This is a genomic window from Pseudoalteromonas sp. T1lg21, from assembly GCF_002964625.1.
GTDB lineage: Bacteria > Pseudomonadota > Gammaproteobacteria > Enterobacterales > Alteromonadaceae > Pseudoalteromonas > Pseudoalteromonas gelatinilytica.
On the sequence record NZ_PQBX01000066.1, the window covers coordinates 79,001 to 94,009 of the forward strand.

Annotated in this window: 10 protein-coding genes; 5 read left to right on the forward strand and 5 right to left on the reverse strand. The window is 40.1% G+C overall.

Annotated elements, in window-relative coordinates:
• Nucleotides 1-28 precede the first annotated feature (28 nt).
• Nucleotides 29-1,981 carry an alpha/beta hydrolase family protein gene (locus C2M25_RS20505; protein WP_105182004.1) on the forward strand — a complete coding sequence of 651 codons (1,953 nt, stop codon included), beginning with the start codon at nt 29-31 and terminating at the stop codon, nt 1,979-1,981.
• A 312-nt stretch (nt 1,982-2,293) separates the two neighbouring features.
• On the opposite strand, the gene C2M25_RS20510 is transcribed toward C2M25_RS20505, so the two are convergent.
• Complete coding sequence (locus C2M25_RS20510) at nt 2,294-3,250, reverse strand: tetratricopeptide repeat protein (protein ID WP_105182005.1); 957 nt, start codon at nt 3,248-3,250, stop codon at nt 2,294-2,296.
• Between the two features lie 187 nt (nt 3,251-3,437).
• On the opposite strand from C2M25_RS20510, the gene dbpA reads away from it, so the two are divergent.
• Entirely contained in the window at nt 3,438-4,826 is a 1,389-nt protein-coding gene (dbpA, locus tag C2M25_RS20515) for an ATP-dependent RNA helicase DbpA (RefSeq protein WP_063700692.1), read from the forward strand.
• 9 nt (nt 4,827-4,835) lie between these two features.
• Here dbpA and C2M25_RS20520 read toward each other — a convergent pair whose 3' ends face one another.
• Nucleotides 4,836-5,417 (reverse strand): DNA-J related domain-containing protein, encoded by a 582-nt coding sequence (locus C2M25_RS20520; protein WP_063700695.1) that lies wholly within the window; start codon nt 5,415-5,417, stop codon nt 4,836-4,838.
• A gap of 158 nt (nt 5,418-5,575) precedes the next feature.
• Between C2M25_RS20520 and C2M25_RS20525 the strand changes: the two genes are divergently transcribed.
• Complete coding sequence (locus C2M25_RS20525) at nt 5,576-8,410, forward strand: tetratricopeptide repeat protein (RefSeq protein ID WP_105182006.1); 2,835 nt, start codon at nt 5,576-5,578, stop codon at nt 8,408-8,410.
• Here the strand turns inward: C2M25_RS20525 and C2M25_RS20530 are convergent.
• The 3 genes from C2M25_RS20530 to trxA form a co-directional block, all read right to left on the reverse strand.
• A complete protein-coding gene (locus tag C2M25_RS20530) occupies nt 8,383-9,633 on the reverse strand; it encodes a methyl-accepting chemotaxis protein (RefSeq protein ID WP_062566227.1) in 1,251 nt (416 codons plus the stop codon). The genes C2M25_RS20525 and C2M25_RS20530 overlap by 28 nt on opposite strands.
• Before the next feature lie 164 nt (nt 9,634-9,797).
• Nucleotides 9,798-11,057, reverse strand: a complete 1,260-nt coding sequence (gene rho, locus C2M25_RS20535; RefSeq protein WP_062566226.1) for a transcription termination factor Rho — start codon at nt 11,055-11,057, stop codon at nt 9,798-9,800.
• Nucleotides 11,058-11,238: 181 nt separating this feature from the next.
• Nucleotides 11,239-11,565, reverse strand: a complete 327-nt coding sequence (gene trxA, locus C2M25_RS20540) for a thioredoxin TrxA (RefSeq protein ID WP_063700701.1) — start codon at nt 11,563-11,565, stop codon at nt 11,239-11,241.
• 90 nt (nt 11,566-11,655) lie between these two features.
• On the opposite strand from trxA, the gene rhlB reads away from it, so the two are divergent.
• Together rhlB and gppA are read left to right on the forward strand one after the other, a co-directional pair.
• Nucleotides 11,656-12,930: an ATP-dependent RNA helicase RhlB gene (gene rhlB / locus C2M25_RS20545; RefSeq protein WP_063700702.1), complete on the forward strand. Its 1,275-nt coding sequence runs from the start codon at nt 11,656-11,658 to the stop codon at nt 12,928-12,930.
• 48 nt (nt 12,931-12,978) lie between these two features.
• On the forward strand, nt 12,979-14,472 hold the full coding sequence (gene gppA / locus C2M25_RS20550) for a guanosine-5'-triphosphate,3'-diphosphate diphosphatase (protein WP_063700705.1): 1,494 nt from the start codon (nt 12,979-12,981) through the stop codon (nt 14,470-14,472).
• Nucleotides 14,473-15,009 lie beyond the last annotated feature (537 nt).

The following is a 15,009-nucleotide window of genomic DNA, read 5'->3' on the forward strand; positions in this document are numbered from 1 at the left end:
TTAACAACTTAAATGTAAAAGGAATTTTATGAATAGATTAATAATAGTTTTTTCCTGTTTGCTAATTAGTCTCTGTGCTAATGCAAAATCTGAATTACTTGATATTCAAAGCTTTAGTAAAGCAAGTGAATTCACTGGTGTTAAAATATCTCCTACTGGTAAGTATTTAGCAGTAATCACACAACCAGAAGGCAAGAATGCTTTAATGATACTGGATACAGCCACATTTAAAGTACTGCATGCCATCCATTTTCCTGGCAATGCTCAAGTCGGTAACTATTACTGGGTGAATGAAGAGCGTATTGTATTAGCTAAAGAGTATCTCAAAGGTTGGAAAGATCATCCTGAATACCATGGTGAGTTGTTTGGTGTAAACGCAGATGGCAGTCAAGGGGAGTACTTGGTTGGTTATCAAGGTGAAAGGCAAACCGGGACAAGAATTAAGAAGGCAACCCCTGTATTAGGGACATCTTATGTGCTTGATCCACTGGTAGAAAATAAGCGTAAAATGTTAGTTTTAACCATTCCATGGACAGCTGCCAATGAACCTCACACAATTGTATATGAAGTAGATGTCTATCGAGGGTCAAGAAAATTGGTTACACGTTCACCTTCAAGGATGGCTAGTTTTCTGACTGATCATGAAGGTAACGTAAGAGTATCTGCTTCGACTGATGATTATATTAATCCAAAAATATATATCCGTCCTAAATCAGGTGGTGAGTGGGAAGAGCTCAACTTAAAGGACGTTTCATATAGTGATGTTGGGTTGCATGCTTTTGATAGCACAGATGAATCTGCTTATGTGACAGCTTCTGTTAATGGAGAAGCTAAAGGGCTTTATAAATTAAATCTCAAAACTAAACAATTTGATCTTATTCACAAAGAAAAGAGTGTTTCACCAAAGCAAGTGTGGGTGGATGAAGTTTCAAAAGAACTTTTTGCTGTCGAACATGAATTAGGCTACCCAACCTATTCATTTGTAGGTAATAACTCTAAGAAAAGTCAGCAATTAAAGTCTCTTTTAAAAGTGCTTGAGGGTCAGCAAGTTCAATTAGTTAGCAGTACTGAAAATGGTGAAAAGAGCGTCATTTTTGCTTCAAGCGATACTAACCCTGGCAGTTATTATTTATTTGATGCTAAAACTAATAATCTCGGTTTTCTTTTCTCATCCAGAAGTTGGATTAAACCTAGTCAAATGGCGATTACAAAGCCTATCAATTTTACAGCACGTGATGGACTCGCAATCTACGGTTACTTGACTATTCCAAATAATGCTGAAGAAAAAAACTTACCATTAGTAGTGATGCCGCATGGTGGTCCTCATGGTCCTAGGGATTGGTGGGGATATGACTCTACTGCTCAGCTCCTTGCGAGTAGAGGAATTGCTGTACTCAAGGTTAACTTTCGTGGTTCAGGTGGTTTTGGACGAAATTTTGAACGTGCCGGTCATCGCAAGTGGGGACAGGAAATTCAATACGATATTATAGATGGTGTAAAATATCTTATTTCAAACGGTATAGCTGATAAAAGTAACATTTGTATTATGGGGGCCAGCTTTGGTGGATATTCCGCGTTACAAAGTGCGATCTTGGAACCTGAAATGTTCCAGTGTGCGATAGGGGTTGTAGGTGTATATGATTTACCACTCATGTTTGATGAAGGGGATGTATCAGAACGTGATAGCGGGCAACGTTTTCTAAAAGTAGTATTAGGCGAGGATGAGGAGCAATTAAAGCGTTTTTCACCAAGCTACAATATAGAAAAGTTGAAAGCCCCGGTATTAATAGTGCATGGTGGGGAAGATAGAAGGGCGCCTATAGAGCAAGCTGAGTCGTTAGTTTCTGCTTTAAAGAAAGAGAATCACCCTTATATTTATGAGCTCTTGGATGATGAAGGCCACGGCTTTTATAAAGAAGAGCACCGTACTCTTTACTATAAAAAAGTACTGGCTTTCTTAGAAGACCATTTAAAACTTTAAAATAAAAATGCCGGCGAGATACCTCGCCGGCAAGGATTTAGCACGGGAACGTAAGCGTGCTAGTGTGCAAGGTCTTCCTTCAAGTTATTCAAACTCAAAAGATGATTCGTTCATTAAGCAATGCAGTCTAGTTGCAATTTAAAACAGAGTAGGGAGAGTGACTCTGCTTTTGCTAACACGCATGTATAAAACCAACAAAATAATATAAATACTGCGTCATGTAAAAATGTTATAACATAACAAAGTTAAAGTAAATAGCGAGAATCATATTATTAGCTTGGTTTCTTCTGAGTGATGTTTATGGATAATTGGTTATTGAGTGTCTAATTTACTACAATCGTAACTCAAACATAGCTCTGCAAGTTCAATCTTCGCTTTCGGATTCCCTTGTAAGGTGGCTTTGTTAAGCCAATAAGCTGCTTTTTCGTTATTGATTTCTGTGCCTTGGCCGTCACGATACATCTGACCTAAGTTTAATTGTCCCCATGAATAACCTCCTTCAGCTGACAGCGTAAAGCTATTCAGTGCTTCTTTGTATAAACCATCTTTGAAGTAAGTAATGCCTTGTTGATTGTGTTTATCTAGCTTCACACCTGCGTATAAGGGTTTGGGTCTTGGTGGGTGCATCACAAAACCACCGAATAAGCTATAAAGCTCAGGCCGCATGATTTTATATATGCTGCCGTCATCATACAGCTGTTTAATTTGTTGTTTACTGAAGGTTAGAGTTTTACTAGAAAAGTAATCATCTTGCACTAACAGACTGGTGCGCATCGCAATCTCGATGTCTTTGTTGTATTTGTATGTGTAGTTAGCAATTCTAAATGTCATGCTCTTATCGTCAAACTCAACGAGTTGTGCCACTTTCAAATTGTTAATACGTTTTGGCTTGCCGGTGAATTTATCTGAATACACAAAATAGGTATCAAATAACTTAGGCTCGCTTAGGTAAGTTTGCTCGTTCTCAGTTTGTTCATTCGCACCGAGTAATGTTTTTGTTAATAGGTAAACGATGATGAATAGACCAATAAAGTATTTTATAAATGAGGCTAATTCTAAAGCTGGCAGGGAATACCAAGGTGCAGGAGTAACATAGCCACAGTCATCGCATTGCCTTTGATAATTAATAGAGAGTGGCATGATGGGCAAAATGGTAAAGCGCAACACTCTACTGTGATTGCTTAAAGAATAATGTTCACTATGACAATGTGGACACGTTTTTTGTTTTTTATAAAAAACATCAGCGGGTGCGGTATTAAATAGAAGCATCGTTTCTTCCTGAATATTGCTATCAATAAACTAGAACAAATGCAGAGAGTTAGAAAGCGTCAAACTGTAACTAAATATGAATTAAACGAGTCGAACAGTGTTTTCGTTTAGAGAAACAGTACATTCTCTGCTATGATCCACAGCATCTTCGAGGATGTCCCTCAATTATCAAGTTTGGAATATTACTGTGACTGCTACTGCTTTTTCATCTTTGGCTTTGCCGCAAGAGTTAACCGATAACTTATCAACTTTAGGTTATACGCAAATGACGCCTGTGCAAGCGCAAAGCTTGCCAGTGATCTTGCAAGGCAAAGATATTATTGCCCAAGCTAAAACCGGGTCGGGTAAAACGGCTGCGTTTAGTCTAGGTGTATTGGCTAAGTTGAATGTGAAAAGGTTTCGTATTCAGTCTCTCATTTTATGTCCAACCCGAGAGTTAGCAGAGCAAGTTGCTGAAGAAGTTCGTAAGCTTGCCCGTGGCATTCACAATATTAAAGTTTTAACCTTATGTGGAGGGGTGTCTATTGGTCCACAAATTGGCTCACTAGAACATGGTGCGCATATCATTGTTGGCACGCCTGGTCGTGTTGATGACCATATTCGCAAAGGCACATTGCGCTTAGATGATGTCGAGACCTTAGTGTTAGACGAAGCTGATCAAATGCTAGACATGGGTTTTCAGGATACCCTTGATGCTATTGTTGAGTGCATTCCTAACCAACGCCAAACATTATTGTTCAGTGCGACTTATCCAAAATCAATTGCAGCGATTGCAGAGCGAGTGCTTAGCAATCCAGAAATGATTAAGGTTGAAGAAGAACAAACAAAGAGCACAATCAAACAATACTTTTACAAGCTTGATAACAACAAACAGCGCTTTAATACATTGAAGCTGTTGCTACTGAAGTTCCAACCAGAAAGCTGTGTGGTTTTTTGTAACACCAAAGTTGAAACACAACAGATTTGTGATGATCTTTATGCTGAGGGTTTTAGTGCAGTTGCCTTACACGGTGATTTAGATCAGCGTGAACGTGAGCGCACTTTAATTCGCTTTGCTAATAAAAGCGCCTGTATTCTGGTTGCAACGGATGTTGCCGCACGCGGCTTAGATATCAACGATATGGACATGGTAGTGAACTATCACCTTGCACATGACCCACAAACCCATGTACATCGTGTTGGTCGTACCGGTCGAGCAGGTAAAAAGGGTATTGCATGCTCTATTTATGGTGAAGCTGAGCAATTTAAAGTGGCACAAATTGGCGACCACTACGAGCGTGACTTTGACCCGGAACCAATTCCGCCATTTAGCTTGCTAGAAAAGCCCGCTTATAAGCCAACCATGGCAACCATTATGATTGATGCTGGCAAGAAGCAAAAAATTCGTGCTGGTGATATTTTAGGCGCATTAACGGGTAAAGAAGGTATTGCTGGTCATCAAGTAGGTAAAATTAATGTGCTTGATAATGTTGCCTTTATTGCTGTAGAGCGAGCTGCTGCAAAACCTGCGCTACGTAAATTAACTGAAGGTAATATTAAAAAGCGTAAGATTCGCGCACGACGTTTGAGCAGATAAATTGGTAAATTATGAGCAGCTTGCTTTAAGTTGCTCATATTCGAGTTGTATTTTCTTAAACTCAATTGCACAGCCTTGGCGGTCTGGGTGATGTTTTAATGCGAGCTGCCGCCAGCGTTTCTGTAACTCTTTTAAAGAAAACCCCACCGGTAGTTGCCACGCCTGCTGTAAGTCTAATAGCTGTTGCTGAGATAACGGGTGAATGCCCTTTTTTTGGCTAAATGACGAAAAACGCTGCCAAAAATCAGTTAATAACGCATCAATTTCTTCGCTGCTTGTATCAAAGTTTTGCCAATCTAAATAGTAATCCCGTAGCGGATCGTGACTTTCTAATGCATTACTTATTTGCTCATTAACAAGCTCAATATGTAATGAGGCAATTTGTAGTTGTTGCTCTGGTGCGAGTTGTGTTTGCAGCTGATAAAGGCCATTCATAACTAAAAAGTTGCGTTTAAACAGATCTTTTTGTGGGTCAGCGTCTAATGGTTCAATTTTTCCTGATTCACTGAGAGCGCTGGCAAGCGTATGAACCTTCCACGTTGGTTGTTCCAAAAGAAGGTAAAAAATCTCATCAATCAGTGGGTTAACCATTGTTCGTAAGCCTATCTTTAGTGTAATCTACAGTGGTATACGCTATCACAGCTGCTTTTTTGAAACTACGCTATTGTTTTTTAGATACTAGGGAATACTTTTAGCCAAGCTTACTAACTGCATCTTCAGGCTAAGTTGATATTAAGGGATTTCGTCATATGTTCACATCACTGCGTATTAGCTTGCTTACAGCCATCCTGATCGGCTGCAGTGTACTCTTTTCGCAGCCAAGTTTTGCTATTTCTTCATTATTCAAACAATTTAGTGAATCCTTGCAGTGGCAAGAAAAGCAACAGCTTGCCAAAAAACTGCTTAAGCAAGATTCAACTAACCAAGAACAAAGGCTCGATATATACCTGCAACTTGCGGATTTTGCGCTTGATAAGGGCAATTTTTCGGCGGCTGTAAAGAACTACCAATTGGCAGAGCAATCGACAAGCTTTGCTGCAACCCCAAAACGGTATTTTCGTAGTTTAAAAATGCAAGGGGTTACTTACTATTATCAAGGTTTGATGCAACAAGCTGTGCTTGCTTACAGTGAGGCATTAAGCGTTGCGAAAAAGCTACCAGAGCCAATTGCCGAAGCGAACTTACTTAGTAATATTGGCCTTGCTTATTTTGATATGTTCAATATGGATCAAGCGCTTAAGTATTACAAAGAAGCGAAAGACATATACGAAGAGCATGGCAGTGAACAAGATAAAGCAGATATCTTACACAACATAGCGGGTATTTATATTCGTTTGTCGAGCTATGACATTGCGCTTGATATGTATAGAGAAACGCTAGAGATTTTCCAAAAATTAGGGGATGAAGACGGCGTTGCTCAATCCTATGGCAATATTGGCGTTGCGTACTCTGAGCTTGGTCAATATCAGCTGTCTTTGCATTACTATCAACGAGCTTTGCGATATTACCAAGAGACAAATAATGCTTATTTTCTTTCGTCTCGCCACGCAAATATAGCCAATGTTTATCTGCGCACTGGTGATTTAGAACTTGCCTTAAGCCACGCAGAGAAAGCCGTTGAATTTGCAAAACAAATTGATAATAAAACGTTAGAGCTTGCCGGTTTATTATCGCAAGCAAAAATCGAGTTATTACAAGGAAAGCTCGCTGAAGCTGAAGCAACTCTGACTACATCGGTCTTTATGGCTAAACAATATAAAGATGATTTGAGAGTACAAGACGGCGCAGGAATGATGGCCTTAATTAAATCTGGCAAAGGAGATTATGCAGGGGCCGTTGCTAGTTTTGACAAGTTTGTACGTTCATTCAAAAGCGAGCAAAGCTTACAATTATTAAAGTCGATGGGTGAGCTGCAAAGTCAAATTCAAGCAAGTCAGCTTAATCAAGAAATTGTTGAGCTAAAGCAGCTACAACATGTGCAAGAGCTCGAAATGTCAAAACAGCGCCAGTTGGGCATTATGTTATTTATTTTGTTTGTGATGATAGTGGTAACGGGGATTACTATTTATCGCCGTAGTATAGAAAAAGGTGCCAAAGAGCAACTTTCGTTAATGGTCGCAAAACGCACCAAAGAGCTTGAAGAAACCGCAGAGCAATTACGTAGTGCTAACGAAATTAAAAGTCAGTTTTTAGCAAATATCAGCCATGAAATCCGTACACCTTTAACCGCAATTTTGGGGCAAACCGATAATTTAATGAATGGTTTTTATAAACCAGAGCAGTTAAACGATGAGCTTGCGGTTATTCAAAAACAAAGTGATCACTTAAAAGAACTGATTAATGATGTACTCGATATAAGTAAAATTGAGGCTAACAAGCTTGAGTTAAGCCTAAAAGAAGGTGATTTAGTTCGATTGCTTACTGACGTCCACTCCATGCTCAGTGGTCAGGCAAAAGATAAAGGGCTGAACTTTGCTTTTCACAATGAGTTGGGTGAGCAGTTTTACAGTCAGCTCGACTTTACCCGCATTAAACAGATTCTTATCAACCTATGTGCCAATGCAATTAAGTTCACTAATCAAGGTGAAGTAGAGTTAAAAGTCTATAAAGTTGAGCAAGGCGTATGGTTTCGTGTAACTGACACCGGTATTGGTATGAACGCTGAGCAGCTTAAGCAAATCTTTGAATGTTTTAGGCAAGGCGACAATAGCATCAGCCGTCGCTTTGGGGGCACCGGGCTTGGTTTAAGCCTATCGCAACAGCTTGCGATGATGATGGGCGGCTATATCAGTGTTGAAAGTGAGCTAAATAAAGGCAGCATATTTTCGTTTTACTTGCCGTGTAAAGAGCATACACCAAGCACGGAAACAGTTGAGCTTGCAAAGTATGTCCAGCCAGCAACAAAAGGCTTGTCTGGAAAAGTGCTACTTGCTGAAGATCATCCCGATAACCGCCGTTTAATTTCTCGTTATTTAGAGTCAATGGGCCTTGAGGTTATTGCGGTAGAAAATGGTGAGCAAGCTGTTGAGCAGTGCCTCAAGGAATTCCCAGATGTGGTGCTGCTCGATATTCAAATGCCAGTGTTAGATGGCTTAAATGCACTCAAGCTACTACAAGAGTGTGGCTTTACCCAGCCTATCTACGCATTAACGGCTAATGCAATTAGCCACGAAATCGACAGTTACCTTGAAGCTGGTTTTACAGGTTACCTTGCTAAACCGATTGATAAAAAAGTGTTTTACACGCAACTTGCTAAGCATTGCAAAAAAGACAGTACCACAACTAAGTCCCAGCATGATATGAGTGACTTAGTTGCAAGCTTTATCAATAGCTTTGAGCATGAAAGCGCATTAATACAACAGCACCTTGCAGCTTATGAATTGTTTAATTTACAGCAGGATGCTCACCGTATAGGTGGCGCGGCTAAAATGTTTGAGTTAGATGACGTTGCGATGAGTGCCATGGCACTTGAGTCGGCGTTAAAGCAAGATAAACTGACTGATTTAACAAGCTTAGTTGCTCAACTACTTGAGCAACTACATAATGCTTCGGTTGATCAAAACAGTTCAATATCACCGTCTTGAATTTTTTCAATTTCTTGATTGGTATCGAAGCGTGAGCGATCGATGCGCTGTTCGTGATCGGTTTCTGGTGGTGTAATATGAAACATCGAAAGCTTATCGTCTAAGGTATGGGCAAGGCGAACCAAGTCTTTACTCGATACAGCTTGTATTTGTGAACTTGAAAGTGCATCGGAATTGAGCTCAACCATTGCATCAATACTGGTTTGTGCTTCATCTGACATTTGGCTTTGCATCGCCACCTGCTCATGAACACTCTCAGAAAATGCATTAATTTCTAGCATCGCTTGTTCAATTTTATTGGTTTCTTTAGTTGATGCCTCAGATAGCTCAACCGTGCGCTCGGTTTCTTTCAGTGCGGTTTGCATTAATTGATATGCTTGCTCTGTACTGTGCTGAATTTTAGCTACCATCTCACGCACTTCTTGTGTTGATTTACTGGTGCGGGCAGCCAGGTTTCTTACTTCATCAGCGACTACCGCAAAGCCACGCCCTTGCTCGCCAGCACGCGCAGCTTCAATAGCAGCATTTAGCGCAAGTAAATTAGTTTGTTCAGCAATACTATTGATAACATCAATAACTGAGCCAATCGCATCACTATCTTGCTTAAGTAAAATAATCTGCTCACTCGTCAGGTTAATATTATCGGCAAGCTTGATAAGACTCGCCTGGCTTTTATCTGTGTCTAAACGGGTTTGTTGTACTGATTTGGTGGCATCAGATACTGAATTAAAAATTTGTTCTAAACTTCTATCTAGCTCTTTCGATACTTCAATGGTGCGGGTAATGGTATCTGCTAAATCAATACCATGAGCATCTTGTATGGTGGCTTTTTGAGTCATTGATGCATACGTGTCACGCAGTGCATCGGCCATAGGTAATAAGCGGGCAGATGACGAATATATTTCGCCAAGCATGTGTTCAACCATCGTCAAACTGGCATTGAGAGCATGACAAGCTTGTGGTAATTGACGATCATTTTCGTCAAAACGGAAAGTGAAATCGATGCCCTTTTCAGAAGTAATCTGCTTAACAAAGTAGCTTAAATGATCTTGTTGCTTTTTATCCGTTGTATAAACAAAAGCAATCAAAGCTAGCCATGGAATGATTACAACAAGTGTAAGCACAGCCATAGCAGTAGTAGAAATATCAAATACAGTAAAACTAGCAATACAACTAAGTAAGCTTACTAAGAATAGAGCTACAGCTACTTTAATGCGAGTCATTGAGGGGAGTCCTTACCTTTTAATCCTATAATGTATAGAACAAATTTCTATTTATTACCAATAAACTTATTCTGTAAAAGTATAACTTTTAAGGTGTTATGTCCTTAGTTTTACGCAAAAAAAATGCCTGTATTAAACAGGCATTTTTTAAAAACTAGTAATAGTTACTGACGTTTCATTGAGTCAAAGAATTCATCATTGGTTTTGCTCATTGAAAGCTTATCAATTAAGAATTCCATGGCATCAATTTCTGACATCTCATGAACGATCTTACGTAAGATCCACATCTTCTGAAGTTCATCAGGTTTAGTGAGTAACTCTTCGCGACGCGTACCTGAGCGGTTAAAATCAATCGCTGGGAATACACGCTTTTCAGCAATCTTACGATTTAAGTGTAATTCCATGTTACCAGTACCTTTGAACTCTTCGTAGATAACTTCGTCCATCTTCGAACCCGTATCGATAAGAGCCGTTGCGATAATTGTTAAGCTACCGCCTTCTTCTACGTTACGCGCTGCACCAAAGAAACGTTTTGGTTTGTGTAAAGCGTTCGCATCAACACCACCAGTTAGTACCTTACCTGATGAAGGGATAACGGTATTGTAAGCACGAGCAAGACGCGTGATTGAATCAAGTAAGATAACCACATCTTTTTTGTGCTCAACAAGGCGCTTCGCTTTTTCAATTACCATTTCAGCAACTTGAACGTGACGACTCGCTGGCTCATCAAATGTTGAAGCAATTACTTCACCTTTAACAAGACGCTGCATCTCTGTTACTTCTTCTGGACGCTCGTCGATAAGAAGAACCATAAGCTCACAATCAGGCTGGTTGTAGCTAATTGATTGTGCAATGTTTTGCAGTAGCATCGTTTTACCCGCTTTTGGCGGAGCAACGATTAGCGCACGTTGGCCTTTACCAATTGGTGAGGCTAAATCAAGTACACGTGCTGTGATATCTTCAGTACTACCGTTACCACGTTCCATACGTAAACGTTCGTTTGCGTGAAGTGGGGTAAGGTTTTCAAAAAGAATTTTTGTGCGAGAGTTTTCAGGTTTGTCGAAGTTTACTTCATTTACTTTTAATAATGCGAAGTAACGTTCACCGTCTTTAGGTGGACGAATAAGACCTGAAATAGAGTCACCAGTACGCATGCTGAATCGACGGATTTGACTCGGTGATACATAAATATCATCTGGACCGGCTAAGTAAGATGCTTCTGATGATCTTAAGAAACCAAAACCATCTTGTAAGATTTCTAAAACACCGCCGCCATAGATGTTTTCACCGCTTTTAGCGTGCGCTTTCAAAATGGCGAAAATAATGTCTTGTTTTCTTAAACGGGCTACGTTTTCGAGCCCCATGGACTCAGCTAAGTTTACAAGCTCTTTGATAGACTTGTCTTTTAATTCGCGTAAATGCATATTGGTGGGTTCTTTATTACAATTGTCATACTCAAAATCATCGTTAGATACATGAGTGAGGTTTGTTGGTATAACTAAGGATTAGTTGGCTTTATAAACTAGCAGGTCACTAGCAAGGCGTCCAGTCTTTAAACAAAATAAAGCTAAAAAAAGGGCAAAAAGCCCTTTTTTTATATTTTCATTAGATGTTGTTTTCTAAAAACTCTACTAATTGAGTCTTAGAAAGAGCACCAACTTTAGTTGCTGCAACTTGGCCATCTTTGAAAAGAAGTAATGTAGGGATACCACGGATACCAAACTTAGGTGGTGTGCCCGCGTTTTGGTCGATGTTAAGTTTTGCAACTGTAACACGGCCATCAAACTCGCCAGCTACTTCGTCAAGAATAGGGGCGATCATTTTACAAGGTCCGCACCATTCAGCCCAAAAATCAACAAGTACAGGTTTGTCTGATTGTAGTACGTCAGCTTCAAAGCTATCGTCAGTTAATTGAATAATTTTCTCGCTCATTGCGATCTCCGATTAGTTAGGCGAAATATTTAATGCGTATTTAAACACTCTTGTTTCTTATTGCAAGTTTAAACGTTATGCTTAAACGCTATGACTAAGACACATTTGACCGATAAAAAGTTTTCAGACTTTGCTATCGCACCGGAAGTGGTTGCCGGTTTAACCGAAAATGGGTTTGAATATTGCACTCCCATTCAAGCGAAATGCCTACCTTTTATTTGTGAAGGCCGCGATATTGCGGGCCAAGCACAAACAGGTACGGGCAAAACGTTGGCGTTTTTAACTGCCACGTGCCATCGGTTATTACAATCTAGCAAAGCACCTAGTAAACATCCAAGAGCCCTGATCATGGCCCCAACAAGGGAGCTGGCGATTCAGATACACAAAGATGCAAAAATTTTAGCGCCACACTGTAATCTTAACTTAGGTTTAGTATATGGTGGCGAAGATTACGAAAAACAACGTGCACAACTAGAAAAAGGCGTTGATATTTTAATTGGGACCACCGGACGCCTTATCGATCTTTATAAACAGGGCTGTTACACCCTGAATGAAATTGAAGTTGTGGTGCTTGATGAAGCGGATCGTATGTTCGATCTAGGCTTCATAAAAGATATTCGTTATATGTTTAGACGTATGCCAGAAACGTCTGAGCGTTTAAACCTATTATTTTCTGCCACCTTGTCTTATCGCGTGCAGGAATTAGCGTTTGAACATATGACTAACCCTGAGCATGTACAAGTCGAGCCTGATGTAAAAACAGGTAAGCGTATTCAGGAAGAGCTGTTCCATCCATCACAAGATGACAAAATTAAGTTACTGTTAACTTTAATTGAAGAAGAATGGCCAGAGAAAGCAATTGTGTTTGCAAATACGAAACACAGTTGTGAGAATGTCTATGCATGGATGAAAGCGGATGGTCATCGAGTTGGGTTATTAACCGGTGATGTAAATCAGAAAAAACGTCAATCAATTTTGGCTCAATTTACCAAAGGCGATTTAGACTTTTTAGTAGCAACCGACGTTGCTGCCCGTGGTTTGCATATTCCAGAAGTAAGTCATGTATTTAATTTTGATTTGCCAGATGATTGTGAAGACTATGTACACCGTATTGGCCGTACAGGACGTGCTGGTGCTTCAGGACACGCTATTAGCTTTGCCTGTGAACAGTATGCCTATAATCTCCACGAAATTGAGCAATATATAGAACACAGCATTCCATTATCACATTATGATAAAAGTGCATTGCTTGATGATTTAACTAAGCCTACTATTCAGAAAAAGCGGAACTATTCTACAGGCCCACGTAGTCGTAATAACAACGGACGTCGACCAAATAATAGTTACCAGAAATCACGGTCGTAATAAGCGACCGTTGTTGAAGACTTAGTAGTAACTAGAGGTTTTTGAACGGTGGGGCAACTTCAACCGCAAAAAAATGTGTATGCAGTAATCGACTTAGGATCAAATAGCTTTCATATGCTGATCGCTAAATCGATTGCTGGCGGTCTGCAAACGATCGGTCGAGTCAAACGTAAAGTAAGGCTTGCTGCAGGACTTGATGAAAACAACGTCCTAAGTACAGAAGCTATGCAACGAGGCTGGGAATGCCTAGCCTTGTTCGCTGAACGTCTACAAGACATACCAAAGAAAAACATCACAATTGTTGCGACCGCAACCTTACGTCTTGCTACTAATGCTGATGTATTCAAGCAAAAAGCTGAACAGATCCTTGGTCATAAAATCAATGTCATCAGCGGTGAGTTAGAAGCAAAGACAATCTATAAAGGTGTGGCGCACACCTCAGCTTGTAGCGGCAAACAACTGGTGATCGATATTGGCGGCGCGAGTACCGAAGTCGTGATCGGCCAAGGTTTTGATGCACTGCACTATAAAAGCCTGCATATGGGGTGTGTTACCTTCCTAGAACGCTACTTTAAAGATCAAAAACTCAGTAACGAAAATTTTGCTGCAGCAATTAAAGCGGCAAGTGATGTGGTTGCTGAGATTGTTGATGAATACAAAGCAACGGGCTGGCAAATAGCGAGCGGTGCATCGGGTACTGTGCAAGCTATTCAAGAGATCATGGTTGCACAAAACCAAGATGAGCTTTTAACGCTCGATAAACTCCTCGCCATTAAAGAACAATCAGTACAATTTGACACTATTGCTGATCTTGAGCTTGCAGGCTTGAGCGAAGAGCGCCGTCTAGTGTTTGTTTCTGGCCTCGCTATTTTGATCGCATTGTTTGAATCGTTAGATATAAAACAAATGGGTCTTGCTCGCGGCGCATTACGCGAAGGTGTTTTATACAGCATGGTGCCAGAGCTTCATAACCACGACATTCGAAAACGAACTGTTGATGGCTTAATGAATCGCTATCATGTTGATCAAAAACAAGCGTGCCGTGTTGCGCAACTAGCAGAGCAATTGGCAAAAAGCGTCATGGGGCAATGGCAGTCAATCGATGATAACGCAATCGCATTATTAAGAACGGTTGCAAAACTGCACGAGATTGGCTTACTGATAGAGTATAAGCTTTATCATAAGCACACAGCTTACATTATAGAAAACACAGATATGCCAGGATTCTCACAATCTGAGCATAAACTGATCACAGCTGTTGCTAATGAACATCGTGCTGATCTTGTTAAAAACAGCTTTGCTCACTTAGGTTGTCATCAAGTACTCGCAGAATGTTTAACAAGAGTTGTGCGGATCGCCGTGATCTTATCAATGCGTCGCCAAGATGATGTACTGCCAGCGATAGATCTTAGTGTTAATGAAAATACCCTCACACTGACATTTGATGGCGATTGGTTAAAATATCACCCATTAATGGCCAGTGAACTACAACTAGAGTCCAAGCTACAAGCAAAAGTAGGTTGGAAGCTTATAGTAAAATAACGTTAAAAGGCCCTTTGGGGCCTTTTTTAGTGCTATTTTTACGCGTTTCGTTCGTATTTTGCGCGAACAGTCATTTTTTTCATAAAAACTTCAAAAAACAGTTGATCTCAATTCGGATCTCCCTATAATGCGCATCCACCGACACGGCGGACTGCTTACAAAAAAGCAAAACGACGAGTTGGTTGAGTCAAGTAAGACTGAGTTTTGAAAAAATAAACTTTTCTCAAAATTAAGTGTTGACAAAAATAACGGCTTGCGTAGAATGCACAGCCCTTGAGACGCAAAAGTATCTCAAACGTTCTTTAACAATATAAAGCAATCATCTGTGTGGGCACTCGTACAGATTGAGTTCTAACAGCGAAACTTAGTTTACTAAGTGACGCACACAAATTTAGAGTCTCAATTGAACTGAGTGACCAACGGAAACAAGTTTACTTGTTTCAGCACAGTCAATTCGATATCGAAAGATATCAAAATCAGAATTCATTGAGCATGGTTTGAAGTTTACTTCAAACAAAAAACTTTTAATTGAAGAGT